The organism is Luteipulveratus flavus (assembly GCF_029439465.1).
GTDB lineage: Bacteria > Actinomycetota > Actinomycetes > Actinomycetales > Dermatophilaceae > Luteipulveratus > Luteipulveratus flavus.
On record NZ_JAROAV010000042.1, the window covers coordinates 1 to 24,986 of the forward strand.

The 24,986-nt window shown below is 71.9% G+C and carries 24 protein-coding genes; 14 read left to right on the plus strand and 10 right to left on the minus strand.

Features of this window, described 5'->3' with window-relative positions; genetic code table 11:
* Positions 1-179: 179 nt before the first annotated feature.
* Together P4R38_RS16010 and P4R38_RS16015 are read right to left on the minus strand one after the other, a co-directional pair.
* Complete coding sequence (locus P4R38_RS16010; protein WP_277193042.1) at positions 180-1,355, minus strand: fatty acid desaturase family protein; 1,176 nt, start codon at positions 1,353-1,355, stop codon at positions 180-182.
* 27 nt (positions 1,356-1,382) lie between these two features.
* Entirely contained in the window at positions 1,383-2,492 is a 1,110-nt protein-coding gene (locus P4R38_RS16015; RefSeq protein WP_277193043.1) for a ferredoxin reductase, read from the minus strand.
* A gap of 86 nt (positions 2,493-2,578) precedes the next feature.
* Between P4R38_RS16015 and P4R38_RS16020 the strand changes: the two genes are divergently transcribed.
* Complete coding sequence (locus P4R38_RS16020) at positions 2,579-3,778, plus strand: helix-turn-helix domain-containing protein (protein ID WP_277193044.1); 1,200 nt, start codon at positions 2,579-2,581, stop codon at positions 3,776-3,778.
* A gap of 208 nt (positions 3,779-3,986) precedes the next feature.
* On the opposite strand, the gene P4R38_RS16025 is transcribed toward P4R38_RS16020, so the two are convergent.
* Positions 3,987-4,940, minus strand: coding sequence for an ArsR/SmtB family transcription factor (locus P4R38_RS16025; RefSeq protein ID WP_277193045.1), 954 nt, complete (start codon positions 4,938-4,940; stop codon positions 3,987-3,989).
* A gap of 58 nt (positions 4,941-4,998) precedes the next feature.
* Between P4R38_RS16025 and P4R38_RS16030 the strand changes: the two genes are divergently transcribed.
* From P4R38_RS16030 to P4R38_RS16040, 3 genes are all read left to right on the plus strand, one after another.
* Positions 4,999-6,192: an MFS transporter gene (locus P4R38_RS16030; RefSeq protein ID WP_277193046.1), complete on the plus strand. Its 1,194-nt coding sequence runs from the start codon at positions 4,999-5,001 to the stop codon at positions 6,190-6,192.
* 173 nt (positions 6,193-6,365) lie between these two features.
* A complete protein-coding gene (locus P4R38_RS16035; RefSeq protein WP_277193047.1) occupies positions 6,366-6,758 on the plus strand; it encodes a hypothetical protein in 393 nt (130 codons plus the stop codon).
* Entirely contained in the window at positions 6,755-8,305 is a 1,551-nt protein-coding gene (locus P4R38_RS16040) for an alkaline phosphatase D family protein (protein WP_277193048.1), read from the plus strand. The genes P4R38_RS16035 and P4R38_RS16040 overlap by 4 nt, the downstream gene beginning before the upstream one ends.
* A 25-nt stretch (positions 8,306-8,330) precedes the next feature.
* Here P4R38_RS16040 and bsaP read toward each other — a convergent pair whose 3' ends face one another.
* From bsaP to P4R38_RS16055, 4 genes are all read right to left on the minus strand, one after another.
* Positions 8,331-8,570: a biotin synthase auxiliary protein BsaP gene (gene bsaP / locus P4R38_RS20155; RefSeq protein WP_457609448.1), complete on the minus strand. Its 240-nt coding sequence runs from the start codon at positions 8,568-8,570 to the stop codon at positions 8,331-8,333.
* Positions 8,571-8,632: 62 nt separating this feature from the next.
* Positions 8,633-9,655: a biotin synthase BioB gene (gene bioB, locus P4R38_RS16045; RefSeq protein WP_277193049.1), complete on the minus strand. Its 1,023-nt coding sequence runs from the start codon at positions 9,653-9,655 to the stop codon at positions 8,633-8,635.
* Positions 9,656-9,821: 166 nt separating this feature from the next.
* Positions 9,822-10,880, minus strand: coding sequence for an S-adenosylmethionine:tRNA ribosyltransferase-isomerase (locus tag P4R38_RS16050; protein ID WP_277193050.1), 1,059 nt, complete (start codon positions 10,878-10,880; stop codon positions 9,822-9,824).
* On the minus strand, positions 10,877-11,617 hold the full coding sequence (locus P4R38_RS16055; protein WP_277193051.1) for an SDR family NAD(P)-dependent oxidoreductase: 741 nt from the start codon (positions 11,615-11,617) through the stop codon (positions 10,877-10,879). Before P4R38_RS16055 ends, P4R38_RS16050 begins: the two co-directional genes overlap by 4 nt.
* Positions 11,618-11,687: 70 nt before the next feature.
* Here P4R38_RS16055 and soxR point away from each other — a divergent pair, with 70 nt between their 5' ends.
* Entirely contained in the window at positions 11,688-12,170 is a 483-nt protein-coding gene (gene soxR, locus P4R38_RS16060; RefSeq protein ID WP_346770767.1) for a redox-sensitive transcriptional activator SoxR, read from the plus strand.
* Positions 12,171-12,298: 128 nt separating this feature from the next.
* Positions 12,299-13,366, plus strand: coding sequence for a PKD domain-containing protein (locus P4R38_RS16065; RefSeq protein WP_277193052.1), 1,068 nt, complete (start codon positions 12,299-12,301; stop codon positions 13,364-13,366).
* A 134-nt stretch (positions 13,367-13,500) separates the two neighbouring features.
* Here the strand turns inward: P4R38_RS16065 and thiD are convergent, their stop codons facing one another.
* The 3 genes from thiD to thiM are packed head-to-tail and all read right to left on the minus strand — an operon-like array spanning position 13,501 to position 15,760.
* A complete protein-coding gene (gene thiD, locus P4R38_RS16070) occupies positions 13,501-14,325 on the minus strand; it encodes a bifunctional hydroxymethylpyrimidine kinase/phosphomethylpyrimidine kinase (protein ID WP_277193053.1) in 825 nt (274 codons plus the stop codon).
* Positions 14,322-14,966 carry a thiamine phosphate synthase gene (thiE, locus tag P4R38_RS16075; RefSeq protein WP_275238647.1) on the minus strand — a complete coding sequence of 215 codons (645 nt, stop codon included), beginning with the start codon at positions 14,964-14,966 and terminating at the stop codon, positions 14,322-14,324. Before thiE ends, thiD begins: the two co-directional genes overlap by 4 nt.
* The gene (gene thiM, locus P4R38_RS16080; protein WP_277193054.1) at positions 14,963-15,760 is read right to left on the minus strand and encodes a hydroxyethylthiazole kinase; all 798 of its coding nucleotides are present in this window, start codon (positions 15,758-15,760) and stop codon (positions 14,963-14,965) included. The genes thiE and thiM overlap by 4 nt, the downstream gene beginning before the upstream one ends.
* A gap of 119 nt (positions 15,761-15,879) precedes the next feature.
* Between thiM and P4R38_RS16085 the strand changes: the two genes are divergently transcribed.
* The 8 genes from P4R38_RS16085 (at position 15,880) to P4R38_RS16120 (ending at position 24,870) form a co-directional block, all read left to right on the plus strand.
* Positions 15,880-16,656 carry a tyrosine-protein phosphatase gene (locus P4R38_RS16085; RefSeq protein ID WP_277193055.1) on the plus strand — a complete coding sequence of 259 codons (777 nt, stop codon included), beginning with the start codon at positions 15,880-15,882 and terminating at the stop codon, positions 16,654-16,656.
* A gap of 127 nt (positions 16,657-16,783) precedes the next feature.
* A complete protein-coding gene (locus P4R38_RS16090) occupies positions 16,784-17,218 on the plus strand; it encodes a DUF805 domain-containing protein (protein WP_277193056.1) in 435 nt (144 codons plus the stop codon).
* 138 nt (positions 17,219-17,356) lie between these two features.
* The gene (locus P4R38_RS16095; protein ID WP_277193057.1) at positions 17,357-18,778 is read left to right on the plus strand and encodes an amidase; all 1,422 of its coding nucleotides are present in this window, start codon (positions 17,357-17,359) and stop codon (positions 18,776-18,778) included.
* Positions 18,779-19,014: 236 nt separating this feature from the next.
* The gene (gene arfA, locus P4R38_RS16100; RefSeq protein WP_277193058.1) at positions 19,015-20,328 is read left to right on the plus strand and encodes a channel-forming protein ArfA/OmpATb; all 1,314 of its coding nucleotides are present in this window, start codon (positions 19,015-19,017) and stop codon (positions 20,326-20,328) included.
* 1 nt (position 20,329) lies between these two features.
* Positions 20,330-20,488, plus strand: a complete 159-nt coding sequence (arfB, locus tag P4R38_RS16105; protein WP_277193059.1) for a channel accessory protein ArfB — start codon at positions 20,330-20,332, stop codon at positions 20,486-20,488.
* Positions 20,488-22,068: a channel accessory protein ArfC gene (gene arfC, locus P4R38_RS16110; RefSeq protein WP_277193060.1), complete on the plus strand. Its 1,581-nt coding sequence runs from the start codon at positions 20,488-20,490 to the stop codon at positions 22,066-22,068. The genes arfB and arfC overlap by 1 nt, the downstream gene beginning before the upstream one ends.
* Before the next feature lie 201 nt (positions 22,069-22,269).
* On the plus strand, positions 22,270-23,091 hold the full coding sequence (locus P4R38_RS16115; RefSeq protein ID WP_277193061.1) for a CPBP family intramembrane glutamic endopeptidase: 822 nt from the start codon (positions 22,270-22,272) through the stop codon (positions 23,089-23,091).
* Between the two features lie 195 nt (positions 23,092-23,286).
* On the plus strand, positions 23,287-24,870 hold the full coding sequence (locus tag P4R38_RS16120; RefSeq protein ID WP_277193062.1) for a glycoside hydrolase family 10 protein: 1,584 nt from the start codon (positions 23,287-23,289) through the stop codon (positions 24,868-24,870).
* Positions 24,871-24,986: the final 116 nt, after the last annotated feature.

Below are 24,986 nucleotides of genomic sequence, written 5' to 3' on the forward strand. Positions count from 1 at the left end.
GGCGTCCAGTTCTGGTTGCGCCGGGCGAGGCTGTGGGTCCGCTGGTTGAGCCGGGCGAGGCGCCAGCCGAGCCCGTGTCGAAACCTCGTGACGCGCAGGGAGACTCTCCCCGCGACTCGCGTGGTTTCGACACGGGCTCGCCCTAGCGGGCTCGCCCGGCTCAACCAGCGGTGTGCGGGTCAGGCGGCGGTGGGCTCGCGGAGGCGGGACGGGAGGGCGGTCGGCTCGACCTGCGTGCGGCGGGTCGGGCGCTTCAGGCGCGCCGCGAGGTGGTTCGGCAGCGACAGCCGGATCACCTTGCCCCAGGCGGAGGCGACCTGGCGGGGCAGCGAACCGGTCACGTACGGCAGGCCGTAACGCTCGCAGAGGTCGCGCACCTGCGGGGCGATCTCGGCGTACCGGTTGCTCGGCAGGTCGGGGAAGAGGTGGTGCTCGATCTGGTACGAGAGGTTGCCCGTCGCGATGTGCATGGCCTTGGTGCCGCGGATGTTGGCGGAGCCGAGCATCTGGCGCAGGTACCAGTCGCCGCGGGTCTCGCCGTCGATCGAGGTCTTGGTGAAGGTCTCGACGCCCTCGGGGAAGTGGCCGCACATGATGACCGAGTGGGTCCACAGGTTGCGGCCGAGGTTGGCGGTGTAGTTCGCCAGCAGCGTCCGGCGGGCCGAGCCGGTGAGCAGCGCCAGCGCGGGGTGGACGACGTAGTCCTTGGTGGCCTGCTGGCGGATTTTGTTGACGACCTTGGTCGCGTCGCGCTTGAAGACCGCCTTGTCCTTGCGGCCCGCGAAGTACTTGCCCAGCTCCAGGTCGTACGCCGCGATGCCGTACTCGAAGAAGCAGGCGTTGACGAAGTTCCACACCGGCTGGCCGAGGTAGACCGGGTGCCACTTCTGGTCCTCGTCGACGCGCATGATGCCGTAGCCGAGGTCGTTGTCGCGGCCGAGAACGTTCGTGTACGTGTGGTGCAGCTCGTTGTGGCTGTGCTTCCACAGGTCGGCGGGCGAGGCGTTGTCCCACTCCCAGGTGGTCGAGTGGATCTTCGGGTCACGCATCCAGTCCCACTGGCCGTGCATGACGTTGTGGCCGATCTCCATGTTCTCCAGCACCTTCGAGACCGTCAGGCCGATGGTGCCGACGACGAACGCGGGCTTCCACCGCGACGCGAGCAGCAGGGCGCGCGAGCCGAGCTCCAGCGTCCGCTGGGTCTTGATGACGCGGCGGATGTACGCGGCGTCACTGGTGCCGCGGCTCTCGACGACGCTCGCACGGACGGCGTCCAGCTCACGGCCGAGGGACTCGATGTCCTCGCGGGTGAGGTGAGCGACCGGGTTGTGGTCCTTCTTCTGCAGGGCAGTCATGATGATCCTTCCGGTGGGAGGGGTCGGTCAGAGGTCGAGGTCGCACCGGCCGGCGGCGGCCGAGATGCAGGTCTGGACGAGGACGCCGTCGCCGGGGCTCGCGGTCGTCACCTCGCCGGTACGCAGGTCGCGGACGGAGCCTTCGCGCAGCGGCAGCACGCAGCCGAAGCAGATGCCCATTCGGCAACCGGACGGCATCAGGACGCCGGCGTCCTCAGCGACGTCCAGGATGGGCCGGGCGCCGTCGCACTCGACCTCGCGGTCCAGCCCGGTGAAGCGGACGGTGCCACCCTCGCCCGGCTCGGCCAGCGCCGGCCGGAACCGCTCGGTGTGCAGCTGATGCGCGAGATCAGCCTGCTGCCAGTGCGATTCGAGCGCTTCGAGCATTCCGGCCGGTCCGCAGGCGAAGGTCTCGCGCGTGCGCCAGTCGGGTACGAGGGCGTCCAGCTCGGTCGGATCGAGCACGCCGCCCACATCGGTGTGCCTCTCGTGCAACGAGATCCGACCATCGGCAGCGAGCCGGCGAAGCTCGGCGGCGAAGATGACGTCCTCGGGCCGCGGGGCCGAGTGGAGCAGGACGACGTCGTCCAGTCGGTCGACGGTGTGACGCAGGATGCCCATCACGGGCGTGATGCCACTGCCGCCGGTGAGCAGCAGCACCCGGTCCGGGAGTCGCTCGGGCAGCACGAACTCACCGTCCGCCTGCTCCATCTGCACGACGCACCCGGGCCGCAGCGACCGGACCAGGTGTGTGCTGACCGCTCCGCCGCTGATCGCCTTCACGGTGACCTCGACGCAGCCGTCGCGCCGCGGACCCGAGGTGATCGAGTACGCCCGCCACAGGCGTACGCCGTCGACGTCGACCCCGATGCGCAGGTACTGCCCAGGCACGTGTCCGCGCCAGCCGCGCCCAGGGCGGATCGTCACGGTCACCGCGTCGGCTGTCTCGGGCGTCACCGCGACCACCCGGCCGCGCAGCGTGGTGCGCGAGCGCAGCGGGTCGAACAGGTCGACGTAGTCCTCCGGGAGCAGCGGGGTGGTGGCCGCCTTGACCAGCCGGAAGGCGTGCCGGCGCCACCCGGGGACGGCCGGATCGGCCGTCGTCCTGGACGCGAGGGCGGGTGCTGGAGCGGGCATGACCACTAGTCTGATGGTCGCTGCGGGTCAATCGCTTGCCCGTGGCGCGTGAAGTCGCCGGTCGAGATTGTTCGGAGCGAACAAATATGCAGGAGCACGCGGCGCAGCCCAGGGTTGAGATCCCCGAGCACGTCATCGCGACGCTGGCCGAGGGGTTGCCCGCGGTCGGCGAGCGCGTCGTCGCCGCTGTCGTCGACGGCGTCCCCGGGTACGCCGGTGCGCTCGCCGGTGAGATGGGGGCGACGATCGAGCAGGCCGTCCGGCAGGCGCTCGGGGGCTTCCTGCGGCTGGCGGCGGCCGGCCCGACCGGCGACCCGTCCACCCCGATCCAGGCCGCCATCGACGGTGCGTACGCGCTCGGCCGGGGAGAGGCGCGCAGCGGCCGGTCGATGGACGCGCTGCTGGCGGCGTACCGGGTCGGCGCACGTGAGGCCTGGCGTGACATGTCGGCTGCGGCCGTCGCCGCCGGGCTGGACGCGGCTGCTCTCGCCCGGCTCGCCGAGCTGGTCTTCGCCTACATCGACGGCCTGTCGGCCGCGAGCGCTGCGGGCCACTCCGAGGAGCTCGCGGCGGAGGGGCGGGTGCGGGAGAGGCGGCGGGAGCGGCTGGCCGCGGCGCTGCTCGCCGGTCGGGACGAGGACACGCTCACCGCCCTCGCGGAACGCGCGCAGTGGTCGCCGCCGGGCTCGGTGACGGCCGTGCTCCTGCCGTCCGATCGGATCGGCACCCTCGCCGGCCGGCTCGGTGCCGGGTGCCTGAGCGCCCCGGACGACGCAATGCCCGAGCCGGCCGTCGCCGTCCTGCTCGTCCCCGACGCCGACGGCCCCGGGCGGCGGCACCTGATGCGCCTCCTGGCCGGTCGCGCGGCGTACGTCGGACCGTCCCGGTCGTGGGCGTCGGCCGCCGCCTCGTACGCTCGCGCGCTGCGGGCGTACGAGCTGGGGCTGGCGGACGGGGAGCCGGTCGACACCGACGAGCACCTCGCCACGCTCGTCCTGTACGCGGACCGCGACGCGCACGCGGACCTGCGGGCGCAGGCCATGGCGCCGCTGGACGGGCAGCCGCCCGCGACGACTGAGCGACTCGCGGAGACGCTGCGGTCGTGGTTGCTGCACCAGGGCCGGCGCGAGGACGTGGCGGCGGACCTGCACGTGCACCCCCAGACCGTCCGCTACCGGATGGGCCAGGTCCGCGAGCTCTTCGGCGATCGGCTGCTGGACCCCGACGCCGTCCGCGACCTCGTCCTCGCGCTCGCCCCGCCGCCTCCCACCCCTTCCGCTGGTTGAGCCGGGCGAGGCGCTAGCCGAGCCCGCCCTCCCGCTGGTTGAGCCGGGCGAGGCGCTAGCCGAGCCCGTGTCGAAACCCGGTGCCGCGCGGGGAGAGTCTCCCTGCGTCTCACCTGGTTTCGACTCGGGCTCGCCCTGGGGGCTCGCCCGGCTCAACCAGCGAGCGTGGGCTCAACCAGCGAGCGTGGGCTCAACCGGCGAAAGGGGCTCAGTCGCCTGACGCGACCAAGCCGTCGCCGAGGGCCGTACGCCAGTAGAGGACCTCCCGGCCCGACCGCCGGCGCAGGACGAGCCCGCTGTCCAGCAGCACCCTCAGGTGGTTGCCGACAGACCCGATGGGCAGGCCCGTCCGAGCGGCGAGCGCCGTCGTACTCGCGGGGTCGGCGAGGGCGGTGAGGATGCCGGCACGGTTGGGGCCGACGAGCCGCGTCAGTCCACCGGTGGCACCGCCGACCGGCGCGAGGGCACCGGTGACGGGGTAGTAGACGGCGTACCGCTCGGGCTCGGTCCACCCGACCCAGCTCGCGGACCAGCCGACCGGGACGAATACCAGCGTGGCGCTGTCGGCCAGCCGCCGGGTCGGGTAGTCGTACCGGTTGATGCGCAGCTCGTCGCCGGCCAGCCACTCCCGGTCGCGGCCGAGGTCGCGCAGGACGCCCGCCCAGCCGTGCGTGGCGAGCCGGGCGGTGCGCGCCACGATGTCGGCCCGTAGAACACGCTCCCGGCGCGGCCAGTCGCTCGCGACCGTGTGCGTCCACAGCCACTCCAGCAGCCCGGTGGCGTACGCCGTCACGCCCGGTCGGGTGAGGATCCGCGGCAGCGTGGACGGCGACGACTCGCGCAGGTCCGCGCGAATCCGTCTGTCTCCCAACGCTTCCACCAGTGCGAGCTCGTCCTGAAAGGCGGGCGCCGGACGGTCGGGCAGGATGGAAAGGAAGTCCGCGAGCCAGCCCCGACGGAAGTGGTGCTGCACCACCGCCGCGCGGCCCGGGTGCTCCTCCAGCATCCGGTCGAACGCCTCCGCGTGCGCCGCCACGAACGCCCGGTCGCCCCGGCTGCGGTCACGCGCCAGATGTCCGAGCGCGCCCACGACCTCCGCCATCGGTGACACGTCGAACCGGGCGTTCGCCAGCACCGAGGCCGGGACCTGCCATGTGCCCATGTTTCGCCTCCACGCGAAGAGATGGCGCCACTTCGCCGTGCCGGTCAGAGTAGGCGCAATGACCACCTACCGCGACGTCTTCGCCATCCGCGAGTTCCGGATCCTGTTCATCGCGCGCCTCTTCGTGATGATCGGCGTCGTCGTGTCCAACCTGGCGCTCGGCACGGTGATGTACGACCAGACGGGGTCACCGCTGCTGACCGCGGTCTCGCTCTTCGGCGGCCCGCTCGTGCAGCTGCTGACCGCCCGCTACCTACTGGCGTCCTCGGACCTGATGCGGCCGCGTACGGCGATGATCTTCACCGCCGCCGTCACCACCACGACCGCGCTCCTGCAGCTGATCCCCGGCCTGCCGTGGTGGATGCGGTTCGTGACCCTCGCCGGCGGCTACGTCGCGCTCGCCGCCACCTCGGGCACTGTCGTCGCACTGCTGTCGGACATCGTGCCGAAGGAGGCGTTCGTCCTCGCCCGCGCCACCATGAACATCACCGTCGGTGGGATGCAGATCCTCGGGTACGGCGTGGGCGCGATCCTGCTGGCCGCGCTGTCACCGTCCTGGCTGTTCGCCGTCGCCGCGGTCGGGAACGTCGTCGCCGGAGTGATCGTCCGGCTCGGCATCTCCGACCACCCGCCGCGCGCGACCGGCAAGGTCGTCGCACGCACCCGCGAGGTGAACCAGCGGCTGCTGCGATCGCGAGTCGTCCTGCCGCTCTACCTGATGATGTGGGTGCCGAACGGGCTGATCGTCGGGTGCGAGGCGCTGTTCATCCCGTACGCCTCGGACGACGCGGGCTACCTGTTCGCCGCGGGCGCGGTCGGCATGCTGACCGGCGACATCGTGATCGGCCGGTTCGTGCCCGAGGGCGTCCGCGACCGGATGGTGCTGCCGCTGCGGGTCCTGCTCGCCGCGCCGTTCCTGGCCCTCCCACTGGACCCGCCGATGCCGGTGGTCATCGTGCTGGTGGCGGTGTCGGCGTTCGGGTACCCCGCGGCGCTCCCGCTGCAGGAGCGGCTGGTGTGGCACACGCCGGAGGACGTCCGCGGGCAGGCGTTCGGGCTGTCGGGGATGGGCCTGATGGCGGGGCAGGCTTTCGGCGCGGCCATCGCGGGCGGCATAGCGCAGGTGATGGGCGGGACGGAGGCCGCCGCGCGGTCGATGGCCGTGACGGCCGTCCTGTCGCTGCTGACCACCGCGGTCCTCGCGCCGATGCTGAGCCGCTCGGACAAGCCCGCGGTCGTCCCCGCCGCCTGAGCGGAGGGTTCGCGGTCTGGCCGGTAGGTGTACGGGCGGTGGCCGGGCACGGACCCGCCGGTGATCTTTCGGCGCTCCACCCGGTTGGGCGTCCGCCACCCCGCCGCGGGCCCGGCGTACGGGCTTGGCTGGTCCCGCCCAGCCCCGCTCGTACGCCCGGAAGGAACCCTCCCGTGAAGCGTTTGGCAGCCTTCTCCCTCGCCAGTGGATCACTGGCCCTCACCGCCCTGACCGCCACGGCAACCACCGCGGTCGCCGACTCCTCGCAGTGCACCACCTACGTCGCCGGCTCGTACGCCACCTGCGCCGGCCACGCGTGGTTCCAGTCCAACGGTGAGCACCTCTACATCGAGGACCGCGTCGCCGACGGCCACTCGGTCGCCGTGCACTACACGGTCAACGGAGTCACCAAGACCGCCTACAACCGCAACAGCGCCAGCGGTGCCGTCGTCGACCTCAACCTCGACCTGCCCGAGGGCGCGGTCATCACCTACAGCGTGTGCCTGAGCAACAGCAGCACCGACCTCGCCGGCAGCTGCAGCGGCGGCATCCGGGACTACGCATGAGCGGGCTCAGCCGCCGCCACCTGCTCGTCGGCACCGGCGCCACGGCCGGCCTGGCGTTCCTGTCCAGCCGGCTGGAGTGGGCGGCGGCCGCCACCGGCAACCCGTTCACCCTGGGTGTCGCCTCGGGTGACCCCCTCAGCGACCGGGTGATCATCTGGACCCGGCTCGCGGTCGACCCGTTCGCGGTCGCCTCGCCGGGCGGTATGGGTACGGCGCCGGTCGACGTCGCGTGGGAGGTGGCGAAGGACTCCGGGTTCGCCTCGGTGGTCCGGTCAGGCACCGCCACCACGACCGCCGCGGGTGGGTACGCCGCGCACGTCGACGTCACCGGTCTCGCTGCCGGCACCGCGTACTACTACCGCTTCCACACCCGGTCGGGTACGACGACGTACACCTCACCCGTCGGCGTCACCCGGACGGCACCCGCGCCCGGGACGAAGCCCGCGAGCCTGAAGTTCCTCACCGCCTCGTGCGCGCGGTACGACGAGGGCTACTACCACGCGTACCAGGCGATGGCCGAGGACCGCCCGGACCTGATCCTCTTCCTGGGCGACTACATCTACGAGTACCCCACCGAGACCGGCGCGATCCGGCCGCTGCGCAGCATCCCGAAGATCGCCGGCCCGGACAGCCGCGGCTCGGCGTACGTGGACACGCTGGTCGAGTACCGGATGCGGCACGCCGAGCACAAGACGGACAAGCAGCTGCAGGCGGCGCACGCGGCCGCGCCCTGGCTGGTGGTCTACGACGACCACGAGGTCCGCAACAACTGGTACGCCGAGAACACCGCCGACACCACGCTCGACCGCAAGCAGGCGGCGTTCCAGGCCTGGTACGAGAACATGCCGGTCCGGATGGCGCCGCCGGCCGCCGGCTCGATCGCCTCCTACCGGCGGGTCCCATGGGGCACGCTCGCGCGGTTCGACATGCTCGACACCCGCCAGTACCGCGACAAGCAGGCCGGCGCCCTCGCGTGCAGTGTCATCGACGACGCCGGCCGCACCCTCGTCGGCAACGCCCAGGAGAAGTGGCTGCTGGACGGGTTCAAGGACCACACGCCGCAGTGGAACCTCATCGGTCAGCAGGTGTTCTTCTCGCCGAAGCAGAACTCCACCAACCACTGCGACGTCAACACCGACGCGTGGGACGGGTACCGGCCCGAGCGGGACGCGGTCGCCAACGGCTGGGTCGCCGCCGGCGTCCGGAACCCGGTCGTGCTCACCGGCGACGTGCACCGCCACTACGCCGCGAACGTGTGCCGGACCAGCAACCTGAACGACCCGATCGGCGCCGAGCTCATCACGACCTCGATCTCCAGCACCGGCATCCGCGGTACCGAGGGCGACCCGAACATCTCGGCCTCGCCCGACGTGCTGTACGGCAAGAACTGGCGCGGCTACATCCGCTGCACCGTCACCGCGTCGGCCCTGACGGCGGACTTCCGCTGCGTGGACGACGTGAACAAGGCCTCGTACGCGGACGTCCGGGTCTTCACGGACAGGACGTTCGTGGTCCAGGACGGCGCTCGCCGGCTGACCCCGGCGTAGCGGGCGCCTGCTCTCGGCGCGGCGGTCAGGTGGTGGTGACGCCGTGCCGGGAGCACTCGGCGGTCCACCCCGTCGGGACCACCTGGACCTTCATCCGCCGTCCGCAGCGGGAGCAGAAGCGCGGTGGCTCCAGGGCGAGCATCGTCGTACAGCGTTGGTGATCAACGGTTTCAGAGCCTTGTCCGCAGTAGCCGCACCACGTGGTCCCGTCGCCGGCATCGTCTACATGACGCCGAGGCGGCCTCGACCCCGAGCTCAGCCCCATCGGCGTCGAGCCGGAGGGGACGGCCACCGCGTCGAGGCCGAGCGACCACCAGCGAGACGTCGTCACAGCGTCTCGTTCAGCGCCTTGATCGGCATCTGCAGGTCGGCGAGGAGGGACAGGTCCTCCTTCGGGTCACGGCCCAGCGTCGTCAGGTAGTTGCCGACGATGACCGCGTTGATGCCGCCGAGGAGCCCGTCGCGCGTACCGAGGTCACCCAGCGTCAGCTCGCGTCCGCCGGCGTACCGCAGGATCGTGCGCGGCAGGGCCAGCCGGAACGCCGCGATCGTCCGCAGCGCGTCCGGCGTCGACATCGGCTCCAGCTCGCCGAACGGCGTGCCGGGCCGGGGGTTCAGGAAGTTCAGCGGCACCTCGTGCGGCTCCAGCCGGCCCAGGTCGGCGGCCAGCTCGGCGCGCTGCTCCAGCGTCTCGCCCATGCCGACGAGCCCCCCGCAGCACAGCTCCATGCCGGACTCCTTGACCATCCGGCAGGTGTCCCAGCGCTCCTCCCACGAGTGCGTGGTGACCACCTTCGGGAAGTACGACTGCCCGGCCTCGAGGTTGTGGTTGTAGCGGTGCACGCCCATCTCGACGAGCGCGTCCACCTGCTCCCGGGTGAGCATGCCCAGCGACGCCGCGACGTTGATGTCGACGGCGGCGCGGATCGCGGCGACGCCCTCCCGCATTTGCGTCATCAGCCGCTCGTCCGGACCGCGGACGGCGGCGACGATGCAGAACTCCGACGCGCCGGTCTCCCGGGTCTGCTCGGCCGCGCGGACCAGCTCGGGGATGTTCAGCCACACCGACCGTACGGGCGAGGTGAACTGGCCGGACTGGCTGCAGAAGTGGCAGTCCTCCGGGCAGCCGCCGGTCTTCAGCGAGACGATGCCCTCGACCTCGACGTCGGGGCCGTTGTAGCGCATCCGCACCTCGTGAGCGAGGGCGAGCAGGGCCTCCAGCTCCTCGTCCGAGGTCTGCAGCACCTCCAGGATCTGGCCCTGGTCGAGTGCGACGCCCTGCTCGAGGACCTGCTCGCGGGCGCGGTCGATGATCGACGTCGTCGTGGTGGTCGCAGTCACGGCGGCCATCCTGCCGCATCTCCTGAACACCGTTCAATTCGGGCCGCCGCCGACGTGCGCCCCCCGACCCGCCTGCCCCTCCTGCCGAGGCAACTGAGTCACATGAGTCTGTCTCCCTTGCAAGGCGGTCAGACTCATGTGACTCAGTTACCTCGGCGGCGGCGCCGGGACTCGCTCAGGGGAGGAGCAGGGCGGAGTCGCCGAACTCGTGCCAGAGGTACCCCTCGTCCACGGCCGCGTCGTACGCCGCCTGGGTCAGCCCCGCGCCCGCGATGGACTCCACCAGCAGCAGGTGGGACGCCTCGGGGTTGTGCCAGCCGGTGATCAGGCCGTCCACGACGCGCGCCGGGTCGGACGGCGAGATGACCCGCTCGGTCCATCCGCGGGCGGCGACGACCCGGCCGTCGGGCCTGACCGCCGACTCCAGCGCCCGCGTGACCGTCGTTCCGACCGCGACCACTCGGCCGCCCGTGGCACGAGCGGCGTTCACCAGCCGCGCCGTCGTCTCCGGCACCTCGAACCGCTCCGGCTGCGGAGCCTCGCCGGCGTCCTGCGACGACACCCCGGTGTGCAGGGTGATCGGCGCGACGCCGACTCCTCCGGCGATGAGGCGAGTGACGAGCGCATCCGTGAAAGGCCGCCCAGCAGAGGGCATCTCGGCCGATCCGGGCATCGTGCTGAACACCGACTGGTACGCCGACAGCGGGTAGTGCCGGTCGAGGTACCCGTACGAGATGGGCCGCCCCTCCCGTGCGAGTGTGTCAGCGAGATCGCCGTCCGCCGCCACGCGCCAGAGCCGGTTGCCGGCGCCGGTGGGTGACGAGCCCTCGGCCGGGTACGGCGCCAGCAGCGTGAGAACGAGCCGACCGACCTCGACGTGCTCGCCCGGCGCGGCGTCCAGCACGGGCGAGGCGGCGTCCGGCGCCGACCGCAGCTCGACCACCCAGCTGCCGTCGTCCAGCGGTGTCGCGACGTGCACCACGACCGGGCCGTGGTCGGCGCGATGCCCGTCCACCTGGCCGGCGATGGTGGCGGAGTTGTTCACCACCACGAGGTCGCCGGGCGCGAGGTGGTCGGGCAGGTCCCGGAACCGCGCGTGCGTGATCCCGTGCGACGAGGCGACCATGAGCCGTACGGCGTCGCGCGCGAGCCCATGGGCCTCTGCCGGGGCGGGCGCCGTCGTGTCGTCGGGCGACCTGAACCGGGTGGTCGGGTGATCGGTGAGCAGGGTCATACGCTGGCTCCTTGGTCTCGGTAGGCCTCGGTCGGGGCGGGCGCGTCGGCTCGGCCGGCGAGGGGCGGGAAGTCGGCCGCCTTGTAGCGGCCCGACGCAGGCCGGGCGTCGAGCAGGCCGAGCAGGTGGGGGACGACGGTCTCCGGCAGCGGGCGGTCGGAGATGTCCTCCCCGGGGAAGGCGTCCTGGTGCATCCGGGTGCGCATGTCGCCGGGGTCGACGGCGTAGGCGGTGATGCCGGGGTTCTCGGCGGCGAAGGTCAGAGTGACGTGGTCCAGGCCGGCCTTGCTGGCGCCGTACAGCCCCCACGTCTCGTAGTGCTCGATCGCCGCGTCGGACGAGATCGACAGCACCACCCCACGGGAGGCGGTCAGGTACGGCAGGAGCACGCCGGTGAGTACGAGCGGTGCCCCGATGTTCGTCTGCCAGACCTCCCGCAGCTCGGGGACGGTGGTCTCGCGCAGCGGTCTGATCGGTAGGCGACCGAGCGTGCTGGCGTTGTGCACGAGCAGGTCGATCCCGCCGGCGGCTTCGACCGCCGCGACCAGTGCGTCCCGGTGGGCGGCGTCGGTGACGTCGCCGGCGAGGGCGGTGACGTCCGGCAGTCCGTCGACGGCAGCGCGCAGCCGGTCGGCGTCGCGGGCGTCGGTGATGACGTGCCAGTGCTCGTCGGCCAGGGCCCGGACGAGAGCGCGGCCGAGTCCGGCCGAGCCTCCGGTGATGAGTGCGACAGGCATGGGGCCTCTCCCTTGCGATCGATGTCGTCTTCAGGCATCGTTCAAGTTGAAGTTCACTTGAGGTCAAGAGGTGATTCAGATCGACATGCACGACCGCCTGCCCGTCGGCGAGGTGGCGCACCGCAGCGGGTTCGCCGCGTCCGCACTGCGCTACTACGAGAGCCAGGGTCTGATCGCCGCAACGCGCAGCGCCGGGGGCCAGCGCCGCTACGAGCGCAGCGTCCTGCGCCGGCTGGCCTTCATCCGAGCGGCCAGCAACGTCGGCTTGTCGCTGGAGGAGATCCGCGCCGAGCTCGACCGGCTACCGGACGGTCGTACGCCGAATCGCGCTGACTGGGAACGCATCTCGCATCACTGGCGCGGTCGTCTGGACGAGCAGATCAAGGCGTTGCAGCGGCTGCGCGACGGTTTGGAGAACTGCATCGGATGCGGCTGCCTCTCGCTGAAGACGTGTGCGTTCAGCAACCCGGACGACCAGGCCGCCGAGGACGACCGAGCGCCCGGCGCGGCGTACCTCCCGCCCCTTCTACGCAAGCCGCATCCCGTCCGCTGACCGCTGCGAAAATCCCTCCCACCTCCGTGCAACCTGCGCGCTCATCGCGCGTCTTCACGGTTGTACGGCGGCGGAGCAGGGGGCCGAGCCGAGTACCTCGGAGATTCGGGGAAATCACCATGAAGGACATGCGAAACACGTTGCTCGGCGCCGTCGTCGGTCTGGTCGCGGTCGGAGGCCTCGCACTGGCCTCGACCGGCACACACGCCACGGGCGCTCTCGCCGCCGGAGCCGGCTCGACCGTTACGACATCGACCGCCTCGCCGATGGCCACACCGACCGCCGCGATGCCGACCGACGAGACCAGTTCCGACGCGCCGTCCTCGAACAGCGTTGATGGGAAGCAGAGCTCGGACTCCAGCAGCTCCTCGAAGCCGGCGGAGAAGTCCAAGGCCGAGCTGCGCATCTCCGCGTCGACGAAGGTCGACGGTCTGACGGTCACCGTCGACGAAAGGGTGTACGGGTCTGTGCGCGCGGGCGATGGGGCTCCGGCGCAGACGCTGTGGACCGAGTGGCACATGGGCGACGGGACGCAGGGCGGCACCGACGGCGGACCCATGACATGCAACCCGAAGCACTCGCTCGCGCACATCGACGAGGACTTCGACCCGTTCACGCACACCTACGCGAAGCCCGGCACCTACACGATCACGCTCAAGGCCGCGTACTGCGGTGACAAGGGCGGCACCGCGGTCACGACGACCCGCAAGGTCACGGTCGGCAACGGCCCGGTCGACGAGGACCCGGGCTCGCGCATCGACCCCGGCCCGAACGCCAAGGGTGTGAGCGCTCGCGCGAACGGCTACCTGCTGGAGGTGTTCCCGGGCTACTGCACCCCGGTGATGAGTGAGGACACCGGCCTGCGGACCACGACCGTGCGGCTGACCACGCCGGACCAGGGGCGGCAGAGCTACCTGGTCGTCCTGAAGGCCGCCGACGGCAAGCAGGTCAAGGCCCACATCGAGGCGGACGGCGACTCGCGGGTGCTCGTCCCGCTGAGCTGGCACGCCGGGTCCCTCGACTTCTCCATCCACGTCTACGTCGAGTCGGCTGCCCGGGCCCCGGAGGTCGTGGCGGTGTCCTCCTCCGGCGGTTCGAAGGCGGACCGGATGTCCCGCTGGTGCGCTGCGCCGAAGGGTGGCAGCGGTACGACGCCCTCCGCGACGGCGACCGGTCCGATCGTCGTCACCGGCTGACCAGCACCCGCTCGACACCATCGCCCTGCTCGACCGGTCCGCCGGTCGAGCAGGGCGCTGTCGTGCCGGGGTCAGGGCGAGTCCGACTCCCGCCGGTCGAGGAGGCGACCCGGTCGGGTGGGCGACCGGGTCGCCTACTCGGCCGGGTGGTCCACCGGCCAGAGCGCGTGGAAGTGGTGGATCGGGCCCGGCCCGTGGCCGACCGACAGCCGGTCCGCCGCGCGCAGGGCACCGGTCAGCCACGCCTTCGCCGCCTGTACCGCCGGCAGCCAGTCGTCGTGTGCCGGTCGCAGCGCCGCGATGGCCGAGGACAGCGAGCAGCCCGTGCCGTGCGTGTTCTCGGTGTGGATGCGCGGCCGGCTCAGCTCGACGACGCGGTCACCGTCGGACCACACGTCGACCGCGTCGTCGCCGGTGGCATGGCCGCCCTTGAGCAGCACCCGGCGGGCGCCGACCCGGGTGTGCAGCTGCTCCGCCTGCGCCCGCATCTCGGCCGGGTCGGTCGCGACGGGCGCGTCCAGCAGGGCCGCCGCCTCGTGCAGGTTCGGGGTGACGACGTCCGCGAGCGGGACCAGCCGGCGTACGGCGTCCATGGCGTCCTGGTCCAGCAGCCGCGAGCCGCTGGTCGAGACCATCACCGGGTCCAGCACGACCGGCGCGCCGAGACCGCGTCGGATCAGCCCGCCGACCTCGTCCGCGACCTCGGCGGTCGCCAGCATCCCGATCTTCACGGCGTCGAGCGCGATGTCCGCGATCAGGGTCTCGACCTGCTCGCGGACGAACGGTGCCGGGACGACGTGCACCCCGGTGACGCCTTGGGTGCTCTGCGCGGTGAGGGCGGTGACCGCCGCGCAGCCGTACGCCCCGAGCGCGCTGAACGTCTTGAGGTCGGCCTGGATGCCCGCACCTCCCGACGGGTCGCTGCCCGCGACGGACAACGCCACCGGGGCACCGCTCACGGCGACTCCTCCCAGGCCGCGCGCAGGGCGAAGGCCGCCGTCTCGGGGTCGGGCTGCCCGCAGATCGCGGAGATCACCGCGACGCCAGCGACACCGGAGGCGGACAGGCCACCCGTCCGACGGGCGTTGACGCCGCCGATCGCGACGCACGGCCACGGGCTGTCGGACGCGACGGCCTTGAGACCCGACACACCGATCGGCGCCTCCGCATCGGCCTTGCTCGTGGTCCGCCAGACCGGTCCGACGCCGAGATAGTCCAGGTCCCAGTCGTTCTCGCGGGCGGTCATCAGCTGCTCGTGGTTGTGGACCGAGAGCCCGAGGTAGGCCGAGCTGCCCAGGATCGACCGCGCCTCGGGCACCGGGAGGTCGTCCTGCCCGATGTGGGCGCCGTCGGCACCGATCTGCTTCACCAAGTGGACGCGATCGTTGACGATCAGCGGAATCCCGGTGCCTTCCAGGCCTTTTCGGACGAGCATGCCAAGGGCCACGAGCTCGTCGTCGGACGCGTCCGGGTCGCGCAGCTGGACGACCGTGACCCCGCCGGAGACCGCCTCACGCACCGTCCTGACGAGGCCGTGGTCGCCGCACATGTCGGTGTCGGTGACGAGGTACAGGCGCAGGTCCAGCGGCGTACGGGTCATGACAGCCTCACTCGTTCGGCGAGCGTCCTCGGCATGAGGATCGCGAGCTCGTCCAGCAGCGACACGGCGAAAGAGCCCGGCCCGCGGGTGGTCTCGGCCGCTACGTCCGCGGCGACCGTCAGGTGCGCCGTCGCGGCGACCGCTGCGGTCAGCCGGTCGTCGACCGACCCGGCGTACGCAGCCATCAGCGCGCCGAGCGCGCAGCCGACTCCGGTCACCCGGGTGAGCCACTCGTGCCCGTTGGCCACCCGGACGATGGTGTCACCGTCGGTGAGGTGGTCGACCGGGCCGCTGACGGCGACCACACAGCCGTGCTCACCGGCCAGCGCGCGCGCGGCGTCCATCGCTGCGGCCGGGTCGTCGGTCGAGTCGACACCGCGGCCGCCGCCACCTCCGCCGAGCGCCAGCACCTCGGACGCGTTGCCGCGCACGACCGCGGGCCGAGCGTCGAGCAGCTCGGCGGCGAGCTCCGTACGCCAGGGCAGTCCGCCGACGGCGACCGGGTCGAGCACCCATGGCGTGCCGTGCTCGGCGGCCGCGCTCGCCGCGACCCGCATCGCCGCACTGGTGTCGTCGTACGGCGTGCCGAGGTTGACCAGGACGGCGCTCGCGACCTGCGTGAACCCCGCCGCCTCGTGCGCGTTGTCGACCATCGCCGGAGCGGCGCCGGCGGCGAGCAGCACGTTGGCCGTCCACGGCGCGGCGACGATGTTGGTGAGGCAGTGCGTGAGCGGCTGCTGCCGGCGCATCGACGCGAGCGCGTCGGCGAGGTCGGCAGCGCGTGGCGAAGCCATCGACGTCCCTCCAGTCGTCGGAGCCGGATCTGCGTGCGCGAGCCCCCTCCGCCGGCGTGCACCGGCACTCGCGCCCGGACCACGGTATCGGCCGCAGCGGCACGGCTTAGGCTTCGGGGGTGACGACTCCAGCGTGGATAGACCTCGATGGCGCCGCCAACATGCGGGATGTCGGCGGCATTCCCACCGAGGACGGTGGGCAGGTCCAACCCGGCCGGCTGCTGCGGTCGGACAACCTGCAGGAGCTCTCGCCGAAGGACATCACGACGCTCCTGGCGCACGGCGTCTCCGACATCGTCGACCTGCGCAGCCAGGTCGAGCTGCGGCTCACCGGTCCCGGCCCGCTCACCCGGGTCACCTCTCTGACGCACCACCACCACTCGCTGTTCGCCGACGACGACGTCGCGGTCGAGGACGCCCTCGTCCTGCCGTGGCACGACCGGGTCGAGGAGGAGCGCGACGCCAACCACTGGACGAGCCACTACCTGGGCTACCTGGCGGAGCGTCCCGACTCGGTCTCGGGCGCGCTCGACGTCGTCGCTCGCAGTGAGGGCGCCACCGTGGTCCACTGCGCCGCCGGCAAGGACCGTACGGGCACCGTCGTCGCCCTCGCGCTGTCGGTGGCCGGGGTGAGCGACGAGGACATCACCGCCGACTACGTCGCGACGACCGAGCGGATCGAGCGGATCGTCGAACGCCTCGCCGCCGTACCCGCGTACGCCGACAACCTGCGCGGCCGGCCGCTGTCCGACCACGTCCCCGACCCCGAGACCATCCCTCGGCTGCTCGAGGCGGTACGCCGCACGGCCGGCTCGGTGCCGGAGTGGCTGCACGGGGTCGGCTGGTCCGACGACGACCTGGAACGGCTGCGGCGCCGTCTGGTCGAACCCGACTGACGCCGTCCGAGGACGGCGCAATTCCTCACGTGCACCCCGGTTTCGACGAATCCGGTTGCCGACGGTGGCCCGGTCCATCATGCTCCGGGCCAAACCGTTCCCTCGTCGCCACCTGGAGGTCTGCGACATGCTCAACAACTACCTGGGCGCGTTCAAGAAGTACGCCCAGTTCAACGGACGCGCGCGGCGCCAGGAGTTCTGGCAGTTCATGCTGGTCCACCTCGTCGTCGCCATCGTCCTCGCCGTCCTCGACAACGTCCTCGGCCTGGCTCCGGAGGGCATCCCCTACGGCGCGCTCACCGGCCTCTACATGCTGGCGGCGCTGATCCCGACGCTCGCGCTCGAGGTGCGTCGCCTGCACGACACCAACCGGTCCGGCTGGTGGCTGCTGATCGGTCTGATCCCGTTCGGCGGCATCGTCCTGATCGTGTTCTGGGCGCAGGCCGGTCACCAGGGCCCGAACGCCCACGGTGCCGACCCGAAGGGCGCCGAGCTCGGCGCCCCGACGTTCGACGGTCCGTCGTTCGGCCAGCCCGGCCCCGACGCCCCGCCGGCGGTCTGACTCCGGCTCGTCCGTCGCACTCACCCGCAGGGCCGTCCGTCGACCGGGCGGCCCTGCGGCGTGCCCGGCGTCCCTCTGGTGAGACGGCCGCGCGCCCGGGGACCATTGCGAGGTGACCGAGGAGTAACTTCGCCGGGTATGAACGAGCCCGGGGTCACCACACGCATTCACGCCTACACCGACGACGTGCTCGGCGACCACGACGCCACCGGCGTCGCCGAGCTGATCCGCACCCGGCAGATCTCTGCCGAGGAGGCCGTGGACGCAGCCATCGCCCGTAGTGGCGTGGTCGAGCCGCGGCTGACCGCGCTCGAGCACCCCGACTTCGACCGGGCGCGCGACCGCGCCCGGTCCGGACGCACCGGCGGCCTGGCCGGCGTACCCAGCCTGTTCAAGGACAACGTCCTGGTCGGCGGCCTGCCGATGACCGAGGGCTCGCACGCGATGCCGCTGCGGCCGCAGACCGGCGACGGCAAGGTCGTCCGGCAGATCCTGGACACGGGCGTGATCCCGATCGGCACGTCGCGGATGCCCGAGTTCGGCTGGATCCCGACGACCGAGCGCGCGGACGGCAGCGTCGTGCACAACCCGTGGAACCCGGCGTACTCCGCCGGCGGATCGTCGGGCGGCTCGGCGGCGTACGTCGCGGCCGGTGTCGTCCCGATGGCGCACGGCAACGACGGCGGCGGCTCGATCCGCATCCCGGCTGCCGCCTGCGGCCTGGTGGGGCTGAAGCCGACGCGCGGGCGGCTGCGGCTGGGGGAGTCGGCGGCCGCGATGCCCGTACGGATCGTCTCCGACGGCGTCCTGACCCGGACCGTGCGGGACACCGCGCTCTTCTACGCCGAGGCGGAGGAGACGTACCAGAACAAGCATCTCCCACCGGTCGGGCACGTCGACCGGCCGCTCGACCGACCCTTGCGCATCGGCGTCACGTACGACTCGCCGTTCGCGCCGGCGACCGACGACGAGACCCGTACTGCGGTCGGACAGCTCGCGCACACGCTCGAAGGGCTGGGCCACCACGTCGAGCCGTACGACCCCAAGATCCCGGCGTCATTCCGGCAGGACTTCATCGACTACTGGTGCCTGCTCGCCATGTCGGTGCGTGACTCCGGGAAGCGGATGTTCGGCAAGGACTTCGACGCCTCGTCCCTCGAGCCGATCACGCGCGGGCTCGCCTCCTTCGGACGCTCGCACCTGTGGCGGGCACCGATCTACCTGCCCCGGCTAGCCGCATCGGGGCGGCAGTACGAACGCGCCTTCGGTGATGTCGATCTCGTGCTCTCGCCGGTCCTGTCGCACACGACCCCGAGGCTGGGGTACCTCGATCCGGGTCTGCCCTGGGAGGAGTGCTTCAGCCGGGTGCTCGACTACTGCGGCTTCACGCCGCTGCACAACGCGACCGGCGCGCCGTCGATCTCCTTGCCCACCGGGCAGACTCGCGACGGCCGACCGGTCGGGACGATGCTGTCGGCCCGTCGGGGCGCCGACGCTCTTCTCCTGGGGGCAGCGCTGCAGATCGAGCAGGCGGTGCCGTTCGCGCGCATCGCCGCCTGACGCACCACGTCGCCGACTGGCTGAACACCTTTCCGGCCGCGGAGACTCGCGTACGTCCAACGTCGACACCGCGATCCGGAGCCGACATGATGAACGGTGGCAGGAGTCGTGAGTGCGGCAGTGTCTCGGTGAGTGCCACATGTTCACCGCGAGTTGTCGTTCTCGAGAGTCGCCAGGGCTGACGCGGGGCATAGGTTCCGTGTGCTGGATTCCGTTGAGCACCGGAGGAGATCGCAGTGGACCCGACAGGCGACGCGCAGTCGCGAGGCAACGCCGACCGCTCCGGGGACGGTGAGGGCGCGACGGCGTCCACCTCCGGAGGTCAGGGCACCGAGTACGACACCGTCACGCGACGCGCACGTCGCAACATCGGCGGATGGTGGTGGCTCGCCCTGCTGGCCGTGCCGCTGCTGCTCGCCGCGCTCGCCTCGTTCATCGGCCGCGGCGGCATCGAGGACGATCTGACGTCCGCCTCGCGAAAGGCCCTCGAGGGTCAGGGCATCACCGGCGCCGACGTCGACTTCAGCGGCCGCGACGGCACGATCAGCCTCCCCGCGGGGGCCGACGCCGCCAAGGCCAAGAAGGTCGTCGAGGGCGTCGACGGCGTACGAGCCGCGGACGTGAAGGGCGGCGCGGCGGCAGCCGGCGCCCCGTCGGCCTCCCCGACCGCGTCTGCCACCGAGTCCCCCTCGCCGTCGAGCAGCGAGTCGGCCGGCGGATCGGCGGGCACCGAGTCGGCGAGCAGCTCTCCGTCGAGCAGCGAGTCGGCGACCTCGTCCGAGTCGCCCTCGTCCAGTGCCGCCCCCGCCGGCAGCGGGACGTTCACGCTGACCAACGACGGCGACTCGGTCGTCGTCGAGGGCGTCGTCCCGGACGACGCCACGAAGCAGGCCGTCGTCGCCGCGGCGCGCAAGGCCGCCGGCGACAAGACGGTCGTGGACCAGGTCACCGTCCGGAGCGGGGCGCCCGCTCCCGACGCGGCGCAGCTGGCCAAGGGCCTGAGCGCCCTGCCCACGGCCGACGGCGCGAAGCTCGCGTACGACGGTAAGAGCGTCACCCTCACCGGCCAGGTCGCCGACGACGCCACGAAGAAGGCCGCCGGCGACAAGGCCACGGCTGACTTCCCCGGCGTCACCGTCGACAACCAGCTGACCGTCAAGAGTGCCGCCGGTGCCGCGGACTGCAGCAAGGTCAACGCCACGGTGATGGCGCTGATCAAGGACGACAAGCCGACGTTCGCGGACAACTCCACCGTGCTCGCCGTCCGCTCCCGCTCGACGCTGAACCAGGTCGCCGACGCGATCAAGGCCTGCCCGGACGCCAAGGTCTCCGTGGCCGGGTACACCGACAGCACGGGCACGCCGGCCAACAACCTGCGCCTGTCGCAGGGCCGCGCGAACGCCGTGCGGGCGTACCTCGGGCGGCAGGGCGTGAGCGCCGACGCCGTCACCGCGACCGGCTACGGCCAGGCCAAGCCGATCGCCAGCAACGCCACGGCGGCCGGGCGCGAGGCCAATCGTCGCGTCGACATCACGGTTCAGGGAGGCTGACATGGGTTGGCTGTTCGCGCAGAGCTGGTTCTGGATGCTGATCGCGTTCGTCGTCGGCGCGCTCGTGGCGTGGCTGCTGGTCACTCTGCTGGTCCCGACCGAGCGTGAGGCGTTCGCCGAGATCGACGAGGCCGTCGAGGACAGGGGAGGTCGATCCTGATGGGGTGGCTCTGGGGTAGGGAGTGGCCGTGGATCCTGCTCAGCTTCCTGCTGGGCGCGATCCTCACCTGGCTGTGGATGGTGCACAAGGTGCGCCGGGAGCTGCCGCGCGCGCGGGCGCGCACCGATCGCGACGTCCGGACGGACCGAGATGCCGATCGCGACGTCAGGAGTGATCGTGACGCCGGGCGCGACGCGCGCTCCGGCGGTGCCGCGACGGCGGTCGGTGCCGGCGCTGCGGGTGCCGGTGTGGTCGGTGCGAAGCGGGCCGACGCCGAGCGGGCGACCGACAAGCGCGAGGAGGTCACGAAGCGCGAGGACGTCGCGAAGCGCGAGGACGCGCGGGCGGACACGACGGCCCCGCAGCCGACCGCTGCGGCAGCGGCCGCTCCGGTGGCGAAGAAGGCCGACGCCGACCGGCCGGCTCCAGCGGCGAAGGCCACGCCGGCGCGGACGCCCTCCCCGGACATTCGCAAGTCGACCGCGAAGAAGCGCGACACCGAGCTGTACGACCAGGAGGCGGACGCCGATCGGCCGGGTGCGTCCTCCGGCGGCGCATCGATGACGGGCACGGCTGCTGCGGGTACGGCGGCGGCGGCAGGTGCTGCGGCCGTCGGACGTCACGAGGCTCACGACGACCGGGACGAGAACGCCGACAAGACCATCAGGGGCGACCAGCACGACGCACCGACGGAGGCCGTCCCGGTCGTGCCGCGGCACGAGAAGGACCCGGTCGACCACGACGCACCGACCGGTGAGATCCCGGTCGCGCGTGCTCACCCCGACCGTGAGCGAGGCGCCGGCGAGCAGGCGACCGCCGGGTCCGCGACCGACGTCCCGGCCGAGCCGGCGACTCAGGCGCCGACGACCGCGGCTCCAGCGGCCGCAGCAGCGGCAGCCTCCGCCGACGCTCGGCCCACCACGCCCAGTGCGGCCGCAGCTCGAGCCGGTTCCGGCAGCAGCCGCGGGCACGATGCCGCGCGGCGGGTGGCGGACGAGCAGGACCCGATGGTGGCGCGCTTCGGTGCAGGTGCGGCCTCGCCCAAGGAGGACGGTTCGGCGCCGTCGAGCGAGTACGTCATCAAGGGCAACGCCGACTCGATGCTGTTCCACACCCAGGACAGCCCGCGCTACGAGGCGACCAGGCCCGAGGTGTGGTTCAAGGACGAGGCCGCGGCGACCGGTGCCGGGTTCGCGCACTGGGACCGCAAGAAGCGCCGTACGGGTCGGTCGGGCTCACCTTCCGGACCGGCTGCGGACGCACCGAAGGACGCGAGTACGGCGAGCGGCACCGCGGCACTCGCTGCGGAGCCGGCAACGGCCCCTGCTGCTCAGCCGACGGAGGCTCCGGCCGCTGAGCCTGACCCGATGACCGAGCAGTTCGGCCCGGCGGCCGCCTCGCCGAAGGAGGGCGGTGCGCCGCCGTCGGACGAGTACACCGTCAAGGGCAACTCCGACTCGATGCTCTTCCACACCTCCGACAGCCCGGGCTTCCGCGCGACGGTCGCCGAGGTGTGGTTCAAGGACGAGGAGTCCGCGCGTGCGGCCGGGTTCCGGCACTGGGACCACCGCCGGCGCTGAGTCGGAGCGGCCCGGGACGGCTGAGAAACGCCGGAGAGGCGCAGGGGTCGGTGGCCGTATGGCACGCCGGCCTCTTCGCCTTGCCCGCGAATCTCGTCTGCTCGGCACCCCGTGTCGGGCCGGACAGTCGAGACTCGCGCGAGGGTGATGGCCGGCCGGTCGGTCAGGCTCCGTCGAGGGAGGGCGGGTTGAATGAGGCGCATGAGCCTGCGCGACCGACCGCTGACCCCGATGCGGTCGTGGTGGCCGGACGGTCCGCTGGCGGTCCCGGCGACACCGCTCGACCGACGACGGCTGCTCCACGAGACCTGGCTCGTGCTGGGCGTCGGCCTCGGCGCGTCGGCGATCTACTCCGTCCTGACGATCCTGCGGCGCCTTGCCGACAGCCGTCCGCTGAACCAGCAGGCATCGCAGCTCAACGTCAGTCAGGCGCGGCAGTCCTGGCTCGACCTCACCTACCAGCTCACGGGTATCGCGCTCGCGCTGGTGCCGGTGCTGCTGGCTCTCCACCTGCTCCATCGCGAGATGCGTTCTCCCGCAACGTATCTGGGCCTCGACCGCCATCACGTCCGTACGGATCTGACGTGGGGGCTCGGCCTCGCGGCGCTCATCGGCATCCCGGGGCTGGGCCTCTACCTGATCGCGCGCGCGGCCGGGCTCAACACCCAGGTGGTCGCCGCCGACCTGGGCCACCACTGGTGGAGCCTGCCGGTGCTGCTGCTGTCCGCGGTGCAGAACGCCGTCCTGGAGGAGGTCGTCATGGTCGGCTATCTCTACACGCGGTGGACGCAGGCCGGCTGGCGGCTGTCGCACGTCGTGCTGGGGTCGGCGCTGATCCGGGGTACGTACCACCTGTACCAGGGCTTCGGCGGGTTCGTCGGCAACATCGTCATGGGCCTGATCCTCGGGCTGGTCTACCTGCGGACCCGCCGGGTGCTGCCGCTGGTGATCACCCACGCCGTCCTCGACATCATCGCCTTCGTCGGGTACGCCCTGCTGCGCGACCACGTCTCCTGGCTCTGACCCCCCTCGGCAAAAGCTGGTCGCCGGCACACGCATGGCTGTACGGGTGGCCAGGATGTGCCGGAGCGCGGCGAAAGCTGGTGGTCGGCACACGCATGGCTGTACGGGTGGCCAGGATTTGCCGAGAAGCGGGGCAATCTGTGCCAGAGTGTGCGCATATCGCGGTAACGATTGCCATCACCCCGGAGGCGCGTCATGCCGAAGTCGTTGCGTTCCGTCCTGATCGCCCTGGCCTGCGTGCTGCTCGCCGCCACCGGCGTCACGTCCGCCCGAGCCGACGCACCCCCCGGTACGGCGCCCGCCCGGCCGGTCGTCGTACCGCAGCCACAGCCCGGCGCCTGCCCGACCCAGCCGACCACGCCGAAGCGCGACCTGCGGGCCATGTGGGTCGCGAGCGTCACCAACATCGACTGGCCGTCCAAGCCCGGGCTGTCCGTCCAGCAGCAGAAGGACGAGCTGCTCGCGTGGTTCGACCTGGCGGTCAAGCAGCGGCACAACGCCGTGATCCTGCAGGTCCGTCCGACCGCCGACGCGTTCTGGCCGTCGGCGTACGAGCCGTGGTCGAAGTACCTCACCGGCGTCGCGGGCCAGGATCCTGGCTGGGACCCGCTGGGCTTCGCCGTCACCCAGGCCCACCAGCGCAACCTCGAGCTGCACGCGTGGTTCAACCCGTACCGCGTCTCGATGGACACCAACGTGAACGCGCTCGCCCCGAACCACCCTGCCCGCCAGCACCCGGACTGGATCAAGGCGTACGGCGGCAAGCTCTACTACAACCCCGGCAACCCGGACGCGCGGCGCTACTCGGTCGAGGCGATCATGGACGCTGTCCGCAAGTACGACATCGACGCCGTGCACTTCGACGACTACTTCTACCCGTATCCCGTCGCCGGCCAGACGTTCGACGACTCCGCGGAGTACGCGAAGTACGGCAACGGCATGAGCCTCGCCGACTGGCGCCGCAGCAACGTGACGACGTTCATGCGCGAGGTCCGCGACGGCATCCGCCGCATCCGGCCGCACACCGAGCTCGGCGTCTCGCCGTTCGCGATCTGGCGCAACAAGGCGACCGACCCGGAGGGCTCTGACACCACCGCGGGTGCGCAGACGTACGACGACCTGTACGCCGACACCCGCAAATGGGTCCGCGAGGAGCTGCTGGACTACATCACTCCGCAGGTCTACTGGTCGCGGGGCTTCGCGGCGGCCGACTACGAGAAGGTCACCGACTGGTGGGCGCGTCAGGTGACCGGCACGCGGGTGCGGCTCTACATCGGGCAGGCGACGTACAAGGTGGCCGCGAACGCCGACCCGAAGTGGAGCAACCCCGGCGAGCTCTCGTCGCACCTGGAGTTCAACACCCGCTACCCGCAGGTGCAGGGCAACATCTACTTCTCCGCCGTGCAGGTGCGCGCCGACCGGCTCGGGGCGACCTCGCTGCTGAACGACACCTGGTACACCCGGCCCGCGCTGACGCCGGCCGCGCCCTGGCTGGACGATGTGCCGGGCGCGCCGCGGGAACCGGTGGTGGTCCGCGCGACCGGCGGCCGGGTCACCTGGGTCGCCACGCCTGGCGCGACGTCGTACGCGATCTACCGGGTGCCGAGTGGTACGCCGCGGCCGTGCGACCTCGCCGACGCGCGGTACCTGGTGGCGACGGTCGCGGACGGGCCCAGCGCGCATCAGACGTGGACGGACCCACAGCCGGGTGAGGGGACCTACCTGGTGAGCGCCGTCGACCGCGCCGCCCTCGAGTCCGGAGCCACTGCCGCGCGCTGACCGACCGTCCGCGGCTGCGGAGGTCTCGATACGGGACTCACTTCGTTCGCCCTACTCGACCGGCGGTCATCTCGTTGGTTGAGCCGGTCCGAGGCGTTAGCCGAGGGGTGTGTCGA